Origin of the sequence: Nostoc sp. C052, from assembly GCF_013393905.1 — a bacterium.
In the GTDB taxonomy this organism is placed as follows: Bacteria; Cyanobacteriota; Cyanobacteriia; order Cyanobacteriales; family Nostocaceae; genus Nostoc.
The window spans coordinates 319,882-339,113 of sequence record NZ_CP040273.1 but is presented as its reverse complement, the minus strand read 5'-3'; the positions used below and the strand labels follow the sequence as shown (position 1 = coordinate 339,113).

The following is a 19,232-nucleotide window of genomic DNA, read 5'->3' as shown; positions in this document are numbered from 1 at the left end:
AGACGCTAAGAGCGAACGAGCGTCAGGGGTGGCTTATTTACGCCATGCTGTACTAGCTGTTATGAACTACCTTTGGGTAGTTTTCTCGATACTATTATTCATGGAATCATCACAATAACTAGATATGACTGTAATTTTTTAAGTTTTTATACCAATTCTCTATAATGTCGCAACAGGTCAATCTCCGCGACGGACAGTTTGCTCAACGGAGGGAACCCCCGCACGCAACGAAACGATCCTCGTCTTTGCGTAAGAGCATAAGAGTGTCTGTAGCTTTTGGAGAATTGGTGTTACCTCTTGTAGAACGCAAACTCAAACTACTCCATCAAAATTAAGCGCAGAGGATCTAAACGCACATACCAAGGAAAAGGTTCGTCTTTTATGGTTGCCCATTTTTCCTTGAAGACTTCTGCTTGCAGATGGTAATCCTGATGACTATTACTACCAGAATGTAGTTTTAAAAATAACGTCATTCGGTGAGGTGTTTCAACTGTCTGTGCTAGCCAGCAAGGAAAAGTATTCACCTGTGATGAGTCGTTGGTAAAAATGAGCTGATGAGCGCGAATGCCAACGTGGGATAATTCGCTGTTGATGGGTTCAATTACTTGGAGGCTACAAGCCCAATCAAGTGCTTGCACCTGATTTGATGATTCAAAAACAACACGAGAGAAGTTCTTGCACCCGGTTAATTGGGCGACACCTACAGTGGCGGGATGCTCAAAAATATCGTATTTGGAGCCATAATGCACTGCTAAACCATGTTCTAATGCCAATAAGCTAGGGCAAATCTGGTAAGCTTCTTCCATATTATGGGTAACAAATAGAGTTACGCCTTGGTAATCAGCTAGAGTTTCTGTCATTTGCTGTTCTAGTTGACTACGCAAGTGGGTATCGAGTGCGGAAAACGGCTCATCCAGTAGCAATGCTTCTGGCTGACTTGCCAATGCTCTGGCTAAAGCTACCCTTTGTTGTTGACCTCCAGATAATTGGTGCGGATAGCGTGAGCCTAATCCCTCTAACTGCATGGCTATTAGCTGTTCTTCTAAGAGCGCCCTGATATTAAGAGCAGATAATCCTTTGGGTAAGCCGAAAGCAATATTTTGCGCCACACTCATGTGTGGGAAGAGAGCATAGTTCTGCACTAAGAAACCGATACGGCGATCGCGGCTTGGCAGATTTATTCGTTGTTCTGAGTCAAACAGGACTCTGCCATTTAAGACTATACGCCCAATTGTGGGCGTTTCTATGCCGGCAATGCAGCGCAAAATCATGCTCTTACCTGCTCCAGAACCCCCCAACAATCCCAAGGGTTGCTCATTGGTGTTAAAGGAAACCTTAAGATGAAAACTCGGCAGTCGTTTTTCAATATCCACAAATAGTCCTACTGCGGAGTCAGGTACAGACAATGAAAACGATTCTCTTCCGTGTCCCCTTTGTCTCCCTTGTTCCCCTCGTCCCTCCTGTCTCCTCTTCTCTCTAATTTCCTGCCAATAGTTGACCCCAATAATTCCAGATAAAGAAATTACCATAATGGCGATCGCCCAAAACCAGGCTTCGTTCATTGCTCCTGCTTCCACAGCAAAATATATTGCCATTGGAATTGTTTGCGTTTGTCCTGGGATATTGCCCGCCAGCATCAACGTGGCACCAAATTCACCCAAAGCACGGGCAAAGGCGAGAGTTGTAGCCGCTACAATTCCGGGCAGTGCTAAAGGTAGACTGATGCGCCAGAAGATTGCTACTTCCGTTGCACCAAGAGTTCTGGCTACCCGTAAGAGATTAGTGTCAATTTGTTCAAAGGCTCCCAATGCAGTTTTATACATTAATGGGAAGGAAACAATTGTGGCTGCGATCGCTGCACCATACCAGGTAAAAACGATGCTGAAGTCTAAAGGCTCCATGAGTTTACCTACAGGGCCATTTTTACCAAAAAATAGCAGCAGTAAAAAGCCGACAACTGTGGGGGGTAAAATCAGAGGAGCAACAAAGACACCCTCAATCAAGGATTTACCTTTGCCGCGATATCCCAACATCCAGTAAGCAGCCCAAATGCCAAGGAAGAAGGTAATGAATGTTGCAAGTAATGAAGTTTTAAGTGATATCCAGAGGGGCGATAAATCCAGTGACATATTTTTGTGGATAAGAACGATGCTTATTAGCGCTGGTTTGAGTAGTGCAGTGAATTCTCAACCAGCCTTGTCAAAATAATTCGTAATTGATAATGTGTAACAAATTACGAATTACGAATTACGAATTAGTAATTATTTGGTTAACTACCAGCTACCATAAATCCCTCTTTTTCAAACACAGTTTTGGCTTCATTGCCCGATAAAAATTGCACAAAATCCTTAGCGGCATCGACATTTTTACTGCTTTTAAGAACTGCGATCGGATAAACGACAGGAGAATGGCTTTTTTCAGATGCAGTTGCTACAATTTTGACTTTTGGTGTACTTTTGGCATCTGATAGGTAGACGATCCCAGCGTCAGCATTGCCTGATTCTACGTAATTGAGAGCTTGACGAACGTCTTTGGCATAGACGACTTTGCTTTTAATTTGGTCAAGAATTTTTAATGAAGTTAAGACTTGTTGAGCATATTGTCCAGCAGGGACACTTTTAGGTTCGCCTAGAGCAATTTTCTTAATGCGTGGTGAAGTTAAGTTTTTGAAATCAGTCACAGTTGTGGAATTTTGCGGTACTATCAACACCAATTGATTTTTCAACAAGTTTTTGCGAGTCCTATCAACTAACAAACCTTTTTGTTGTAAAGCATCTATCTGTTTAGTTGCAGCTGAGATAAAAACGTCAACTCCTGCACCCTGTTCAATCTGTTGTTGCAAAGCGCCTGATGAACCAAAGTTGTAGCTCAGAGAAACATTTGGCTTTTCCTTACTGTAGAGAGGTTTGATTTCGTCCATTGCATCTCTGAGGCTAGCAGCTGCTTATCGTCAAATTTGCTCTTTGGGCTGCTGGACTAGCAGTTGAGGATGAGTTAGGTGTAGTCGTTTGACTACAGCCGACGATTAGACTTGTCCGAAATATTAACTTAGAAAAATAAAAATGGTAAAACGTTAAATTGAGCGTATACCATTTTTAAGAATTAGTTATGGTTTTCGATTATATCGAGAAATATGCACACCGGACAAAACAAATTTTAGGAATTAGTTACGAACAACTGCAATCACTGTTAAGATGTGCCGAAAAGCGACACCAAGACATCAAAGTGAAACAGGAGAAACAAAAAATTAGAATCAATGCGTCTGGAGGAGGTCGCCCAAGTAAGTTGTCAATAAGTGAGCAAGTCTGTTTATGCTTATTTTATCTAAGACAGATGCCAACATTTCAAGTATTAGGAATGATGTTTGGCGTTTCTAAGACAGAAGCTAACGACACTTTTCATTATTGGATACCAATACTGCGAGATATCTTACCCTCAAGTTTATTAGAGCAAGTCTCAAATAATGAAAGCGACTTACTCTTTGTTCAGGAAGTATTAACCAATTTTAGGCTATTAGTAGATAGCCTAGAACAGCCAATATATAGGGATTCTGACCAAAAAGAACAACAAAAATATTTTTCTGGGAAGAAGAGGCAACATACATTAAAAAGTTTAATGTTTGGAATACCAGAAGGTAAGGATATTGTGGAGGTAGAGGTTGGATCTCCTGGGCCAACAGCAGATATAAACTTATTCCGTAAGTCTCAAGAAAAATTTGATAACTCGCAACCTTTTGCGGGCGACAAAGGCTTTCAAGGAGGCAAAAACATTACAACTCCTCATAAGAAAAAACCAAAACGAGAATTAAGTCAACAGCAAAAAGATGAAAACAAGGCTTTGTCTAGTAATCGCATATTTATCGAGCATTTAATTCGTCTGCTTAAAATATTTCGGATTGCCTCACAGAGATTTCGATTGAAACTTGAGACTTATGAGCAAATTATCTTAACAGTTTGTGGTTTAGTTAGGCTTAGAATCGGTAGCTTAATTTTGCCAACTTAGCTGTTAAGAACATTCATAAAGTCTAAAAAGTTAGGAGTTAATTTTATGCCTCTAAACTATCACTAACTATCTCAAAGCCTTATCGCTACGTTTTTACGAAGATATCAAAGTTTTGCCTCAAAGCTTTGAACAGTCTGGCTTTGGAGTTTTCGGACAAGTCTATTAGTAAAAACGAGATAAATACCCAACTCACAAAAGTTAGGATTCGTTTATTATTCATTTGCAGTCTCTCAAGCATTTTTTCTTAATTAATTCATAATTTACCAATCTAGCGACCTAGTAACCAAAAAAACTGGTAAAAAATCACAGATTACCACTTAGAATTGACTGCTACCAACAACTGTGCCGATATTGACTAAAATCTTGCCGGATTTTACCAACTTTTATGGTGATAATCTGGCACAGATGATACATTATGTGTTTTAAATACCAACAATTTTAGTAGTTAAGTTGGTCTAATAGTATTTGAGGTGTGAGGTTAATGTCTACTTTTTTACATAATTCATTGTTGATTGCTCCAATCTTATTAGCAGTTAGTCTGATCAATGCTCAAGGTGCATCAGCTATTCCAGCAGATATGCAGACTACCGAATTCCAGGTAAAAGAAGATGTGGTTGCTCAAACAGATAATCAAGCTGTTGTGACTGCACCTATCGGCGTTACTTCATCTGACCAGATCCCGCAGTTCAACGATCGCAGCAGCAAAAATCCGAACTCTGTCATGAGTCAGGTTACTTCAGTCTCTCAATTATCTGATGTACAACCTACAGATTGGGCATTCCAGGCTTTACAATCTTTAGTTGAGCGCTACGGTTGTATAGCTGGATATCCTAATGGCAGCTTCCAAGGAAATCGGGCAATGACTCGTTATGAGTTTGCCGCAGGTCTTAACGCTTGTCTGAATCGGGTTAATGAATTGATTGCTACTAGTCCCACAAATGATTTGAATGATTCGGCTACACTTATTAAGCATTGTTGTGCCGCTTGAGAGTACATTGTGGCAAAATGAATATTGTTAGAGAGTTCATTGTTTAAATCAAATTTGCTAGGGATTTTACCCGTTTTAAAGTAAAGCTGGCGTGCATAATACGTTCCGCAATTAGAGAGTTTTGTTGCTTCACTACACAAAAACTCTAAGATTGCCTTTAGATCATTATCAGGATTTAATAGTATTTGTTGGCAACCATACAACATCAGTCGAATCATGTAATTGTGTTACTCTCAGTACTATATCATAGATTTTAGGGTTGACTCGAAGTGGCTAGAAATAGTTTAAGGAAAGGAGCGCACGTAGTTTTTGATATTCATCTACACATGGTTTTTGTAACTAAGTTTCGTAGGTTAGTTTTTACAAAAGCCATGCTTGCAGATATGGAGCCTATTTTTGTGCGGGTATTGACTGCTAATCAGTGCATCCTTGAGGAATTTAATGGAGAGCCTGACCATGTACACTTGCTTATCAACCTGCACCCAGACAACAATATTTCTGATTTGATGGCTTCACTTAAATCAGCTTCTAGCAGGATTTTGAGACAACAATACAAATCAGAAATAGGTAAGTTTTACTGGGGCGAAAAGGTTAAACTATGGCATGATTCTAAATGTGTGGTTTCGTGCGGTGGAGCGCCATTAGAAATAGTTAATGATTATATTAAAGAACAATCCGGCGGGAAAGAATGATTGTCTACTGCGCTCCACTCCGCAGACCGCTATCCATCCCCACCGTATAGACGGATGGGGTTTTCCGCGAATCCTGATAATTTTGCATTAAAAAAACGGGAGTCGTTACAACAGGGAAATAGTCTAGCTAGGTCGCTTTGCCAACTTGTTAATAGAACGCTTTTCCGAATTGTGGAGACTGCCGTTGCAGAAGGAAATATGAATTTTTACCCAAATATTGTTTTGAAATGTAGCAAGATCCTGTACTACTTCCCTACGGGATGCTACGCATTAGCGGAGCTGATACGTGAAAGCAAGCTATGCGTAGCGTCTCCGACAGGAGAAGGATACCCGATGGAACGATCTAATTGGAGTACAAAGACCTCAAAAAAGATGAACTTGCACCGAAAACTTATCTTGCATCTGTCAAATAACAGTCTGAAAAGTGGTTAGTTGAATTAACTACTTTGTATTCCTTTTATTACCAAATAAGTTGGTTTAAAAAGATGTAAGTATCAAACAAATTATTTAGTAAAATATTCGCGTATATTCTCTATATTAATAGTAAAAATTCATATATTTTATGTTTGTAGTCATACAGATTCATTTAATTACTTGTTAATATTTACGTGTAGAGAAAAAACCAGTAGGGGTCATCAAATGCAAGTTAGCGCTCGTAATGCTCTCAAAGGAACTGTAAAAAACATCGTCGTTGGCTCTGTAAATACTGAAGTAACGATAGAAGTAGCACCAGGGGTAGAGGTGACTGCAATTATTACCAAATCATCAGCAGAAAATCTCAAACTTACTGAAGGTAAAGAAGTCCACGCCATAATTAAATCATCAGACGTAATGATTGCCGTAGACTAAAGTAATTGTTGGAATTCTGTTAAGTAAGGGGCAGTTTGATTGCCTCTTGTAAAGCGATTAAGTAGGTAACTAGTCAGATCGCGCCTATGAAGGGGGATAAATCTTAACCCAAAAGCAGCAGTTATAGATGCCGTACTGATTCTTGCATCAGCCCTGACTGTATACCCCATTAGAAAGCAATAATACTTAAAATACCCCACAGCCTTGCTGCGGGGTTTATTTCATTGGGCGTTCAACCCAGGACAAAGAGCAAACTGGCAGTAATCGATCGGTGCTAGTCAAAGAGCAGGGATAAATACCAACTTTACAGGTATAAAATTAGAAAAATGTATAGACAAGTACAATACTTGCTACCAACTAGGTGGTAAATTTTACGACTGATCAAGAATTAAAAAGCGATGAACTTAACACCCAGTGAGTTAGAACGCTATCACCGCCAAATGATGCTTCCCAATTTTGGAGAAGCAGGACAAAAGCGTTTGAAGTCTGCAACGGTTTTGGTTACAGGTGTAGGGGGATTAGGCGGCACGTCAGCACTTTATTTGGCAGTAGCAGGTGTTGGGCGGCTAATTCTAGTTCGGGGTGGTGACTTACGGCTAGATGATATGAATCGTCAGGTTCTGATGACAAATGATTGGGTAGGTAAGCCAAGAGTATTCAAAGCCAGAGAAACTCTGCAAGCTATTAATCCTGATATTCGGGTGGAAGCAGTTCATGATTACGTTACAAAAGAGAATGTAGACTCTTTAGTGCAATCTGCTGATATAGCTGTTGATTGCGCCCACAATTTCACAGAGCGGAACTTGCTCAACCAAGCTTGCGTGCGCTGGCAAAAACCAATGGTGGAAGCTGCAATGGACGGAATGGAAGCTTACCTAACGACGATTATTCCTGGTGTCACTCCTTGTCTATCATGCTTGTTCCCAGAAAAGCCGGATTGGGATCAGCGTGGGTTTGCGGTTCTCGGTGCTGTTTCTGGGACACTAGCTTGTCTTAGTGCATTAGAGGTAATAAAGCTGATTACTAAGTTTAGTGAACCCCTATTGTCACAACTGCTGACAATTGACTTAATGCGAACGGAATTTGCCAAACGACATTCTTATCGCGATCCTTCATGTCTGGTGTGTGGTAGCAGTTCTTGCTCGGAAAATTCGTAAATAGTTGGATAATTGTAGCGATCGCTCTATAAGCGGATCGCCACAACTTATATACTCATTTCGAGCTATTTTGTAGCAATTATGACATCTGACGCTTTAATCACAGCGATCGCTTGTTTTCCCTCTTGAAGTTGGAGATGGTCTACCGACTCCTTGGTAATAATTGCAGTTACTTCCACCCCAGGCACAATTTCTAATGTGACCTCAGAGTTGACTGCTCCTGCGTGAATTTTCTTAATAGTTCCTTTTAAGGAATTACGAGCGCTAACTTCCATATTTTGATCCTCCCTAGTTATAAGATAATTCCGAACTGAGTAATACTAACAACTATGAGATTGTTGGATTATCCTCATTTAGTGAGAGATGTTCAGCCTTACAGAAGAACTTAGATATCAGACTGGTATTAGAAGATGAACTCTCCGTTGTAGGCGCCTTTAATCAGAAGGGTTTTCAGAAATATTTTGGTTTCAAAGGAGAAGGAGGAGCAGATAATATGACGATATTTGTCACATTACTAACGTAACGACCTCCAGCTTTGTCACCTGGAACTACTAAACGAGCAAATCCTTCATCTGTTAAAGGCACGACGTTACCATCAGTACCTTTTTTTGCAAATGCAACTAGCACTGTTTTGCTTTCAAAGCTAGGTTGAATTTCACCAATAGCTACGACTGCACCATAGCAATCTGTGGCATCAACTAGAACATATTGCCTCAGAAAAGAGTTTTTACTATTTACCCCAGAATTCCCAGGTTTTAGACCACCTCCGGCTTTCGGATTATTAATCAATTCCCATAGGGGGATTCCATAGTATGTTTCTGTTCGTGGCCCTGAGCCGGTTTGAAAGCTCACAGTAACTTCAGTAACTAATGCTGGATTTTGTTTTTTTAAAGCATCTTGTAAATTTTGCAGTTTTTGCAAGTTATAGGTGGTTGGATTATTGAGTTCTCCACCCAAGCGAAAACTTGGCGAAGAACCTCCAAGACACTTATTTTTATCCCAGACAGAAGGTGTTTTTTCTTCTTTTTCTGAGGTCAGACTACTTCTGGAGTCAGCTAAAGTAGGCTGCCATAAAACCAGTATCGATAGCATTAAAGATGCAATGGGTATCGTGCGGGTAAAACGCATAAAACATTTCTCCGTTTACTATTGAATATTGAAAAACTAGATTGTTTTGCTCAAAGCTGTTTGCTTACCAAAAATTAGTATCGTTACAGCACTTCCGGCTATTATGAAGCACAATTTTCCACATAACCCTTTCCTATCCTAACTTTTGAGGCTGTATGCGTACCTCATAGCAGGCGGAAGTGCTGTATCGCCAAAATTGAGCAATTGGACAATAGATTCTGTTAGATAAAAATAAAAACGGTTCTATCGTTAAACTTTCAACTCCTTACCAAACGCTACTAAATAGCTAGTTTTTAATATGAGTTATTAAAAACTAATGAATCCTTACGCCAAAGTTAGTCGCAAACCTCTTGTTAGATATTGCGTTTTTCCAAATGGATAAGTGTTTCTGTGTAATCTAATGAATAGAATACCAACTTATTGAGTAAAATACCAACTAATATAGTAATCAAACACGAATAAAATTAATTTTTATTTCTTTTTAAAATAGTTCAGCTTAATATTGTATAGAAACTAAGCTGTCGTTATTTGCCTTATAAATAGGTAACTATCAAGTTAATAAACTGTTTATAAGTGAGACTCACCTGGAAATTGGAAAACTGTCCTAGTTATGGGGAAGGGTTGTAGTTGTCCCGACACTATAGTTGAAGCAAAACCATACAGCGACTAGATAGACTATTCCGTGTATACAACCAATAGACCAAATAAATGCTACAATTATTAGTACAGTGAATAGAGCGATAGATGGCTATATCGCTCTATTTCATCAACTGCTTAAGAGCTTCGTAAAACGCCCACTTACTTCCGTTCTAAGTCTTGCCTAAGCACTGTTCTTTCTGGCTCAACTCCTGCGTTTTAACAACTACAATCTTAAGTATCAAACTAAATATCAAAATGCACTACTGTGCCATTGTCATTTTGACTGCAATATCGCATGGTTTACCAAAGTACGGTGAACTTGTCACTAAAATATTTACACCAGTACTAGCATAATCCTTTATATTTTCAGAGGTAATACCACCAGCTGCTGCTAGTTTTAAGTTTGGATACTGCTGCTTCAATTTCAAAACTAGAAGCTCAAGGTCTAGTAGGGGAATTTTATCAAACTGAATTAAATCTACACCTGCTTGAGCAGCCATCCAAGCATCTTTTGGTGTATCTACTTCAACGCAAATATGTTGTTCTGGAAACTGTAGTCGCAGTTCATTCATGCGCTCAATTAACCCACCTATACCTCCCATGAATATCAGGTGTTGGTTAAAGATCAGAACTGTTTCAGATAATCCTAAGCGATGAAAAAATCCTCCGCCAGCTAGAACTGCTTTGATGGAAAGCGCTCTAGTACCTGGAAAACATTTACGAGTAGTCACAATAGAAACTGACTGATTTACTGATGAAGCAGTATTCACTAATACTCTTGTACGCGAAGCAATGCCGGAGGCGTATTCCATCAAATTTAAAGCAATTCTCCAGCCACTGTGCAAAGCTTGAGCAGTGCCACTAGCTTGAAGAACTAATTGCTTTTCTTGGCAGACTGTACCACTTTCGACTTGATAATGAACTTCGGCACCACAATATTTTAATACTCTGGCTGCTTCTTCAGTAGCGCAAATGGTCATCGGATGACGGGTAGAAAACTCGATTTCACCAGGTTGCTTGCCAATGCCAAGTCCGTAGGTTGTCAAATCTAGGTAGGGAACATCTTCCTGAATTAACCTAGCGATCGCCTCATCTGAGAAGAAAACACTCATTTTAGTTTTATGATCGGCTGACAAATAAATAGCTCAATCAAGATTCCCACTAAACCTAATCTCATTCAGTTGTAGGAATTGTAATAATTACTACTATTCTCCCAAATAGTTGGTAACAAAATAACTTTATTAATAAAGAATATCTACCTCAGTCGCTAGAATTAGTTAAATACTGAAATTGTCAATTACTGATTTATAATATCAAACTTGAGTTTAGCAATCATACAGATAGTGTAAATTACAAACATAATCCAAAGAAGATTGAGAATGCTAAATTTAGATGCCATTGATCGTACAACAATGCAATCAGTTCCATACAGTTATGCTGTGATAGAGAATTTGTTGCCCAAAGCAGCTAGCTTGGAACTTGCTGCCAGCTTTCCCCAGGAACAGTTTCGCTTATCAATAGGGTCAGGATATGGATATCTTTGGAGTGATATGCTTGCTAGTAATGAAGATATTGCTTTGATATACAAGTTTTGCGAACGCGCCAGCCCTGAGTTGTCAGATCGTTGGCGCGATCGCATTGCACAAGGTAGATTATCTTCTAATCTTGTTAATCTCAGCAGTCCTTGGCGACAAGTGATAGAAGAACTGTGGACACCTGCTTACCGCCAAGCCTTAACACAGATGTCTGGGGTGGAATTGAAAGACTGTGCAATGGTGATTGGGTTTCGTCGATATAATCTAGGTCACTGTCATCGCCCTCATACTGATGAACCATCGAAAGCTTTGACTCATTTGCTATTTTTCAATGAACAATGGCCTATGGACTGGGGTGGTTGTTTGCGAATTCTCCTTGACGAAAAACCAGAATCTATCTTCCAAGATATTGCACCACTGAGCCAGTTTTCGGCTGTGATTGTGCGCTCAGATAATTCTTGGCACATGGTAACTCCAGTAGCATCGACTGCACTACAGTGCCGATTGGCTCTCAGGATTGCTTTTTTTCACAATCTCGATGCAGGTGCTTAGTCGATAGTAAAAATCTAATTTTTACACAAAAGGCGATCGCCTATATTCTCTGGAAACAAGTAGTTAACTAACAATACAAAAGGCAGTTAGCAGAGTACAGATTATTCTGATTATATGAGTGAGTGCAACTACAGCAGTCATGACTACTTTGTAAGCAGATCCCCGACTTCTTCACAAGTTAGGGATCTGCTTACAAACGATTTAGAAATGCGATATTTTTAAACCTAATTTTCGCTTATACAGTAGTAAAGTTATACCACCCGTGACTAACATAGCAGATATTGAATCTGATTCAGGAATTGGTGTAATTTGACCCGAACCACTTATTGTGTTGCTAAACTGGCCAAAATCATTCACTCGACGACCGGTAGTAACTAAAAAGTATTTCTGTCCTGTAAGGAGTTCTCGGTTGAAAGTAACAGTACTACCATTAGTAGTAGTATTTGCTATAAGAACATTGGTTAATTGTTCAGTAGGATTGAAACTGTCCTGATATAAAGCTAAGAAAATATCCCATTTTCTATTTGCAGGTTGCGTAGGTTCAGATTCACCACTTATATTATATAAACCTGATTGATCGACCGTAAAATCGAATACACTGTAAGGTACACTCATTCCCAAATTTCCATCTTTTTCACCACTGATGAGAGTGGGAGGATTCCCTGGTGCTACACGACGCCAAATCGGTTCATTTGTTGTATCTCCCTCATAAGTAAAGGTAGCAGCTTTGGAGGGTTGAGCGGTAGAAACAGTAGCTAATGCTAACCCCAGAATAACCATTAATGGTTTTTGAAAAAACTTTGTTTTTAACATAAATTATCTCTTTAGATTTACTAATAGCTTGTTTAAAAAATGTTAAGGGCGAGAAACTTATCAAGCAGATTCCCCATTGTGAGTGACACTCGATGTATGGCGATCGCATAGATAGGATTGCTGGCAAATGTCTCGAATCCCTCACTACTAATCCTTAAATAGTCCTTGATCTGAGCATTTAAACTTTATGAATTATTCAACAGTATCTATGGCATATTTTTTTATACAAATTTGTGTTTTTGATTGAAGCTATCATACCAACTTGGTTGGAAAAAATCAATTCAACTACGTAATTAAACGCTGACTTTATCAAAACTTTAAGTAGAAAGTTTTTTATTTCGCACGACTTACACGCATGACAAGACTTCATGAGTAACTACGACTGTGGTGCTTTTACGATGCCTACGGCGAGCGTACCCCTCAAAAACCTAGCTATGCAGAAGCCGTAAACCTTGTGGCATAGCTAGCTATGCTTAGGGTGCAGCCTCTGTCTCCGACACGCTATTCGCGTTCGTAGAGAAGCGATCGCAATGTCTATGACGGGCTATTCGGGGTCGCAACGCCGCTCAAAATCCGAGCAACTTCTTGTATGGCGTGGGGAATGTGTTCCTTTGCTTTGTGCTTTCTTTCATCGTGAAAGAAAGCAAATGTGAAGGCATAATAGCTTATGAATCTTGTCCCTCGACAATTTCTTTTTGGATAAAACTAATTTGTGCAGCTAATTCTTGTCGAGTAGAAGCTTTAAATAGATATCGGAAAACAAACCAGATTAAGTAACCAATTCCAGTCAACTCAAAAACTAGATTTAACTGGGGAATTTCATTGATTACATCTAATACAGCTAGAATTATCTTAACTGCAATAGTCGCTGTAATAATTGTAGCAAAACAAATAATTGGCATTTGGTACTCAGTGGAAAAGCTACCTAAGTATTTAGGCAATTGCTCCAAAAATGCAGAGATTTTCCCGCCAATTTGCTGCCGTTGAGGTAATGGTTGATTATCAGGTATTAGCAATGGTTGAGTATCAAGCTCTGAACTTTCAACTGCTGCGTAGTTTACCGCCGTAGGCATCGCTTTGGTAGATGTAATATCAACAGATTTCGATTGTTGTACTTCATTATCCTGAAGTAATGGTTGATTATCAGGTATTAGCAATGGTTGAGTATTAAGGTCTGAACTTTCAACTGCTGCATAGTTTACCGCCGTAGGCATCGGTTCGGTAGATGTAATATCAATAGATTTCGATTGTTGTACTTTACTCTCTTTAAGTTTCCTATTTTCTTCAGGGATAACAGTTTTATTTTGCCCTGCACGGATATCAGATTGAGCGAGTTTCATCAAAGGAGAATAAATGGCATTGTACATATCGCGCGCCATATTCACCGCACCTTCAAAACCCATATAAGGGCCATTGTGGTAGCCATGACCATTCACATAAGGCAAATGCAACTTCTTCACCAATGCACCCACCCTCGGGCCAGTCAACACCAAATCAGGTTTGACCATCTCCAGCACCTCAAAGAACTCAAGTTCATTGCCATCATCAATATAGATAGTCCCTTCTTCACCTCTGGCAATTACCTTTTCAAAATCCTCTTGGTGTCCAAACTTGGACGACATGGCAACCACTTTCATCCCCAAATCGTCTTCTAGCGCTTTAGTCCAGTGCCACAAACGTGGGCCTCCAGTCCAAATACAGACCTTTTTCCCAGTCAAGCGCTCCTTGTACCAAGCTAACTTCGACTCATATTTAGCCACTTCTTCAGCAATCACCGCTTCGGCTCTATCTTCAATCCCAAAGAAAGCACCGATTTTGCGTAACCCTTCCTTGGCATAGTCAAAGCCCCAAGTATCCACATCAATCCGGGGAATGCCATATTTTTTCTTTAGCTCATTGGCAATATACCCAGCAGAACGCGCACAGTTAGTCACATTCAACTGCGCTCTGTGCATTCCACGCAATGAGTCATAAGTACCATTACCAGTAAAATGGGCAATAATTTGCACACCCATTTTTTCCATGTACTTTTCAAGGACAAAGGTATCTCCTTGAATGTTGTAGTCACCAATGACATTGATAGTATATGGGCTGGTAATTTCCGGCTCATAGGTTCCTACCTTGTCCGTCATCCACCCCATGTTGAATACGTGGTGTCCTTTGGATTGACTCACCCCAGCAAAACCCGGACACTCAACAGTGAAGATATCGACATCACCAAGTTCTTTTTCGACTTCTTTGACCACAGGTTTGATATCATCGCCAATCAAAGCAGTAGAGCAGGTGGTGTAGACCATCATCCGCTTGATGTCAGGAAATTCGGCAAAGGCTTCCAGCATCGCTTTTTTCAGCAGCTTTTCACCACCGAAGACAACGTGCTGTTCCTTCATGTCCGATGACCAGACATATTTGAGTTGGAAGTTGCCATTGTCGCTGGGATAACGCTTGGTGTGCCATGTGTCATAGGCACAACCTACAGGCCCATGTATCAACTGGATAGTGTCTTTGAGGACACCACCAATTACTAATTTAGCACCACAATAACTGCATCCGCGCTCAGATAATGAGCCGGGAATGGTTTCGACGTGGGCGCTAGGGAGAAACTGGGTTGTATCTTCTCCTTTCTCTTTAATATATATGTGCTTCTCCCGTTCGGGAATAGTTTCGTCGCACTTAAACAACTTCATTGGCATGGCTGATTGCTCCAGTTGTAATTGATCAGAAGACAGACTCTTCTAATATGTAATTTTTGTCAGAAACTTGTTGGAGTTCCTTGATTTCAAAATCCTATCAACCTTTCTAATTAATAATAGTAAAACTGATAACAATAACGCAAATTAATATTGCAAAATGAGAATAAAGTTAGTTTAGAATAGACAGTTCTGTATAGATTTAAAGTAATCCCAATCATTCTATATAAAAGACTTTGAGTAAAAAGAGTAGACAGACTATTCTAACTGGAAGTGAAGAGGCAAATGATTTAATTTCTGTCCTCAATATAGATATCTCACCAAAGAGAAATCGACGATTTTTCTCAACTTTCAACAACAGAATAACGCAATTATCGGCTTTGAGGCTGTTTAGATGATGACTAATTGTAACCACGAATACTCTTTGTAAATTAATTGATCAGCGCAAGTAAATTGGCCAGATGTATGATATTCTTTATTTATAGGGAATCTAAAACCAGAATAAAAACTCCTTAGATTCCTTTGAAGTGAGTATCAGACCAGCCTCATCAGTTATTGGTGATGGCATAACGTTAATCGAAGTGGAGCAAAACCGCCCAAAAATCGGTTTTTCGTTTGGCGAAGCTGTTGCCATAGCGTAGGCTGGACTGATTTTTTTATGTATCTTCTTTGCAGCGAAAATAATACTTGTCTTGCTGTGAGTAAACAGAAATTTCTCATTCACCTGCCGTATCTGTGGAAGTTTTTTGGATTTTTGGTGACAGAATTGGAACTAATTTTTAGCATCCTTGTTGTATCTCGCATCCCGCTAATATTTACTGCCATATCTGTAAGAAGCTGTTTAACTTCTAGCAAATAACTGCAATATTTATAGCGCTGGATAGACGGTTGATGTCCACTATCTAACAGCATCAATTCAGTCACAAACTGGGTAGTAAATACTTTCAATATTTACAACTCCAATTTGATTCAATACTCTGCTTGATTACACCATAATCTGGGAGCCGAATTAATAAGTCTGCGCCATTATTGAGGTTTTTATGCGGAAAATCGCTATTTATGGAAGAGGGGGAGTTGGCAAGTCCACAACAACTCAAAATGTAGTGGCTGGACTCACTGATCTGGATCGTAAGGTGATGGTTGTAGGGTGTGACTCAAAAGCAGACTCCACCCGGCTCCTCTTGGGGGGATTCCACCAGAAGATTGTACTCGACACGTTGCGTAAAGAAGAAGATGATGATTTGAATCTAGAAGACTTCCGCCAGGTGGGATGGGGAAAGACGCTGTGTGTGGAATCGGGTGGGCCGGAACCTGGTGTAGGATGTGCAGGTAGAGGCATTTTGACATCAATTGGGTTGCTGGAACAACTTGGTGCTTATGATGATGCAGTTAGACTTGATTATACATTTTATGACGGTCTAGGTGACGTGGTATGCGGTGGATTTGTCATGCCCATTCGTGAACGCAAAGCTCAAGAGGTTTACATTATCACTTCTGGGGAAATTATGGCAATGTATACCGTCAACAACATCTGCCGAAGTATTCAAAAGTATGCACCTATAGGCGGTATACGTCTGGGAGGATTGATTTGCAACTCTCGCAAAGTCGATGAGGAAGATGATTTGATCAAAGCTCTGGCAGAGAAACTGGGGACTCAAATGATCTACTCCATACCCAGAGACAATATGGTGCAGCAAGCAGAGTTCCACCGCAAGACGGTGATTGAGTATGCTCCTGAGTCTGAACAGGCGCAGCACTATCGCAACCTAGCAATGGCAATTGACCAGAATACAGATTTTGTCACTCCGAAATCTATGTCTAACGATCAGCTAGAGGAACTGCTGGTACAGTTTGGGTTGTTTAGACACCTCCAAACATTAGGTATCACCTCAAGCTCCACAAAGGTTGCAGATTCATTTTCGGAGATACCTCTTGAATAGGACGATGCAGTAGGGGTTATCCCTCATACAAAGTGTCTGGAGCAATTGGCGATCTCTGACTCGAAAAAGCAGAAAAAACTGCGTAAACTTCTTACCATCATTTGAGAAATCGGCGTTCTGAACCACGCCAAAATTCGTCTACCTCATTGAAGGAGGAGAACTCATTATGTTGACCGAAGAGGTTTTAGTCGAAAAATTTATCACCATAGTCAAGGAACGCTGTGCCAAAGTAGGTGAGTTGCTCCAGTACTGCCACGTCGAACTCGTAAACTCTTACTGGGGCTGCCCTCCAAAACTTATACAACATTTTGTTGTTTATTATCCTAATATGCTGTTTGCCTCAATTAATGACAACAAAGATGTTTTCAGAGGCGTTGCTCAAGATTTGGGGATATGTCAGGCTGTTTGCATAAATGCCACACGCATTATTCGCGATCCCGCCTCAAGGTTGAAGGAAAAGAACCCGATCTTATGGTTGGAACTCCAGTGGGTGGCAGTACCAACTAAAAAAGGCAATTGGCATCTAGATCAGGATTTACCGCACTCGGACTAAGTTTTTTTAGTGACGTAGCTTGCTACCGTTGGCGATGACTAATAGGTTAGCAAGCTACACTAAATCACTAAAATAGTATCCACCAATGCAAGTATTTTAGCGATGTGTATGCTATGCTTGCAGCAAATAAGCAAAATTGTCAAAACATCAATATGTCTGACAACAAAAACGGCAAATACAAGAAAACCTTGCGATTGACCTAACAGATTTAAGTTTGTCTGCTGGGCTTTTTCTAACGGAGAGATACAGCCTCATGAAACTGGATGTGAATCTTTGCAATAACCTGAAGTCAATTAGAACTCGCTTGGGCATGAGTCAACAAGAATTAGCTAATATAGCTGGCGTAACTCGTCAGAGTATTGGTGGTGTGGAACTAGGGCAATATGCTCCTTCTGTTGCTATGTCACTGCGTTTAGCCAAAGCTCTTGGCTGCCAAGTCGAGGACTTATTCTGGTTTGAAGAAGATTTACCAGAAGTTGAGGCAATTCTTGCGGGATCAGTCCCTAAGCAAGAGCGATCGCGAGTTAGTCTAGCGCGGGTTGGGGATCAATGGATAGCTTATCCCCTCGTTGGGAATGATGCTTTTCGGATCGAAATGATTCCAGCTGATGGTGAGACGCTTGCAGCGATCTACCCTGATGCTAAGGAATCCGTAAGGGTGGAAGAGTTACCCAGCATCAGCAAATTGCCATTAGCGTCAGAAGCAGCTAGTAATGAGCGTCAATCGGAGGGTGAAGCACAAAGCCAAAACGTTACAAATAAAGTCCTGGTTCGGATTCTGGATGATATAGACAAACTACACAATACAGTTGTGATTGCTGGTTGTACACCTGTGCTTTCTCTCTTGGCAAGAGCAACTGAACGTTGGCATCCGCAACTGCGAATTCATTATCGTTTCGCCCACAGCAAGGCTGCATTACGTAGTCTGTGCAAAGGTGAAGTTCATATTGCAGGAATGCACTTATACGATCCCAAAACTGGGGAACATAACATTCCCTTTGTGCGGGAAGCCTTAACAGGCAAGAGTGCCGTTTTGATTACCCTTGGAGTTTGGGAAGAAGGTTTGTTAGTCCCATCAGGAAACCCAAGGGGAATTAAAACAGTTTCCGACTTAGTAGAATTTGGAGCAACTATTGTCAACCATGAAGTAGGTTCTGGCAGTCGGATGCTTTTAGAACGAAAACTCCAAGAAGAAGGAGTGCCATTGCACAAAGTTAAAGGATCTGACCATATTGTTCACAGCCATCAAGATGTTGCTTTGTCTGTAGTCTCAGGAATCGCTGATGCAGGTATCAGTACGGCATCTATAGCTGCTGCCTTTGGATTGGGATTTATCCCCCTTCATCGGGCGCGATATGACTTGGTGATTATTAAGGAATATTTGCAAGAAGAACCAGTAAAGCAGTTTCTCAGTATCTTGGGACATCAGCTAGTGCGATCGCAATTAGAGATTCTCGGCGGCTATGACACTAGCAACATTGGGGAAGTTGTAGCAAATATTTAATAATTTGTAATGATTCTCTCTACGTTCGCGCAGCGTGTCGCAGACAGACGCTAAAAGCGTAGCTTGCAATTCTTACAGAGTAGGCAGACTCGCTACCGCCACGTTCGCGGAGCGTCTCGTAGAGAAGACAGTAATTCGCAATTATTATCCTATGGCTAAGAAATATGTCTTTTACTTTCCACAACTCAAG

Annotated in this window: 16 protein-coding genes and 3 pseudogenes; 9 read left to right on the top strand and 10 right to left on the bottom strand. The window is 40.4% G+C overall.

All coding sequences use genetic code 11. The features are described from left to right. Positions 1 to 317: 317 nt before the first annotated feature. Positions 318 to 2,129 (bottom strand): molybdate ABC transporter permease subunit, encoded by a 1,812-nt coding sequence (modB, locus tag FD723_RS33770; protein WP_179069615.1) that lies wholly within the window; start codon positions 2,127 to 2,129, stop codon positions 318 to 320. A 140-nt stretch (positions 2,130 to 2,269) separates the two neighbouring features. Next, positions 2,270 to 3,044, bottom strand: a pseudogene (gene modA, locus FD723_RS33765) (molybdate ABC transporter substrate-binding protein). Positions 3,045 to 3,108: 64 nt separating this feature from the next. On the opposite strand from modA, the gene FD723_RS33760 reads away from it, so the two are divergent. Both FD723_RS33760 and FD723_RS44000 read left to right on the top strand, forming a co-directional pair. Beyond that, the gene (locus tag FD723_RS33760; RefSeq protein WP_179069613.1) at positions 3,109 to 4,002 is read left to right on the top strand and encodes a transposase family protein; all 894 of its coding nucleotides are present in this window, start codon (positions 3,109 to 3,111) and stop codon (positions 4,000 to 4,002) included. A 481-nt stretch (positions 4,003 to 4,483) separates the two neighbouring features. Further along, complete coding sequence (locus tag FD723_RS44000) at positions 4,484 to 4,990, top strand: iron uptake porin (RefSeq protein WP_179069612.1); 507 nt, start codon at positions 4,484 to 4,486, stop codon at positions 4,988 to 4,990. Here the strand turns inward: FD723_RS44000 and FD723_RS43400 are convergent. Continuing rightward, a pseudogene (locus FD723_RS43400) lies at positions 4,927 to 5,193 on the bottom strand (RNA-guided endonuclease TnpB family protein); the annotation flags it as partial. The gene FD723_RS44000 and the pseudogene FD723_RS43400 sit on opposite strands and share 64 nt — an antisense overlap. Before the next feature lie 66 nt (positions 5,194 to 5,259). Here FD723_RS43400 and tnpA point away from each other — a divergent pair. From tnpA to FD723_RS33740, 3 genes are all read left to right on the top strand, one after another. Beyond that, positions 5,260 to 5,682: an IS200/IS605 family transposase gene (tnpA, locus tag FD723_RS33750; protein WP_179069611.1), complete on the top strand. Its 423-nt coding sequence runs from the start codon at positions 5,260 to 5,262 to the stop codon at positions 5,680 to 5,682. A gap of 639 nt (positions 5,683 to 6,321) precedes the next feature. Continuing rightward, positions 6,322 to 6,531, top strand: coding sequence for a molybdopterin-binding protein (locus tag FD723_RS33745; RefSeq protein WP_179069610.1), 210 nt, complete (start codon positions 6,322 to 6,324; stop codon positions 6,529 to 6,531). Positions 6,532 to 6,929: 398 nt separating this feature from the next. After that, positions 6,930 to 7,688, top strand: a complete 759-nt coding sequence (locus FD723_RS33740) for a HesA/MoeB/ThiF family protein (RefSeq protein WP_179069609.1) — start codon at positions 6,930 to 6,932, stop codon at positions 7,686 to 7,688. Between the two features lie 65 nt (positions 7,689 to 7,753). On the opposite strand, the gene FD723_RS33735 is transcribed toward FD723_RS33740, so the two are convergent. The 3 genes from FD723_RS33735 to modD form a co-directional block, all read right to left on the bottom strand. After that, the gene (locus tag FD723_RS33735) at positions 7,754 to 7,963 is read right to left on the bottom strand and encodes a molybdopterin-binding protein (RefSeq protein WP_179069608.1); all 210 of its coding nucleotides are present in this window, start codon (positions 7,961 to 7,963) and stop codon (positions 7,754 to 7,756) included. A 175-nt stretch (positions 7,964 to 8,138) separates the two neighbouring features. Further along, on the bottom strand, positions 8,139 to 8,816 hold the full coding sequence (locus FD723_RS33730) for a hypothetical protein (protein ID WP_179069607.1): 678 nt from the start codon (positions 8,814 to 8,816) through the stop codon (positions 8,139 to 8,141). Between the two features lie 899 nt (positions 8,817 to 9,715). Further along, the gene (gene modD / locus FD723_RS33725; protein WP_179069606.1) at positions 9,716 to 10,567 is read right to left on the bottom strand and encodes a ModD protein; all 852 of its coding nucleotides are present in this window, start codon (positions 10,565 to 10,567) and stop codon (positions 9,716 to 9,718) included. Between the two features lie 267 nt (positions 10,568 to 10,834). Between modD and FD723_RS33720 the strand changes: the two genes are divergently transcribed. Further along, the gene (locus FD723_RS33720; protein WP_094352050.1) at positions 10,835 to 11,542 is read left to right on the top strand and encodes a 2OG-Fe(II) oxygenase family protein; all 708 of its coding nucleotides are present in this window, start codon (positions 10,835 to 10,837) and stop codon (positions 11,540 to 11,542) included. Positions 11,543 to 11,743: 201 nt separating this feature from the next. Here FD723_RS33720 and FD723_RS33715 read toward each other — a convergent pair whose 3' ends face one another. From FD723_RS33715 to FD723_RS33705, 4 genes and pseudogenes are all read right to left on the bottom strand, one after another. After that, positions 11,744 to 12,355 (bottom strand): PEP-CTERM sorting domain-containing protein, encoded by a 612-nt coding sequence (locus FD723_RS33715; protein WP_179069605.1) that lies wholly within the window; start codon positions 12,353 to 12,355, stop codon positions 11,744 to 11,746. A 665-nt stretch (positions 12,356 to 13,020) separates the two neighbouring features. After that, positions 13,021 to 13,428 (bottom strand): CAAD domain-containing protein, encoded by a 408-nt coding sequence (locus FD723_RS43995; protein WP_306297037.1) that lies wholly within the window; start codon positions 13,426 to 13,428, stop codon positions 13,021 to 13,023. 240 nt (positions 13,429 to 13,668) lie between these two features. Beyond that, positions 13,669 to 15,048: pseudogene (vnfD, locus tag FD723_RS33710) on the bottom strand (nitrogenase vanadium-iron protein, alpha chain); the annotation flags it as partial. A 717-nt stretch (positions 15,049 to 15,765) separates the two neighbouring features. After that, complete coding sequence (locus FD723_RS33705; protein ID WP_179069603.1) at positions 15,766 to 15,993, bottom strand: IS1-like element transposase; 228 nt, start codon at positions 15,991 to 15,993, stop codon at positions 15,766 to 15,768. A gap of 92 nt (positions 15,994 to 16,085) precedes the next feature. Here FD723_RS33705 and nifH point away from each other — a divergent pair, with 92 nt between their 5' ends. From nifH to FD723_RS33690, 3 genes are all read left to right on the top strand, one after another. After that, positions 16,086 to 16,985 (top strand): nitrogenase iron protein, encoded by a 900-nt coding sequence (gene nifH / locus FD723_RS33700; RefSeq protein ID WP_179069602.1) that lies wholly within the window; start codon positions 16,086 to 16,088, stop codon positions 16,983 to 16,985. A 166-nt stretch (positions 16,986 to 17,151) separates the two neighbouring features. Next, complete coding sequence (locus FD723_RS33695) at positions 17,152 to 17,538, top strand: hypothetical protein (protein WP_179069601.1); 387 nt, start codon at positions 17,152 to 17,154, stop codon at positions 17,536 to 17,538. A 253-nt stretch (positions 17,539 to 17,791) separates the two neighbouring features. Further along, the gene (locus tag FD723_RS33690) at positions 17,792 to 19,042 is read left to right on the top strand and encodes a substrate-binding domain-containing protein (RefSeq protein WP_179069600.1); all 1,251 of its coding nucleotides are present in this window, start codon (positions 17,792 to 17,794) and stop codon (positions 19,040 to 19,042) included. Positions 19,043 to 19,232 lie beyond the last annotated feature (190 nt).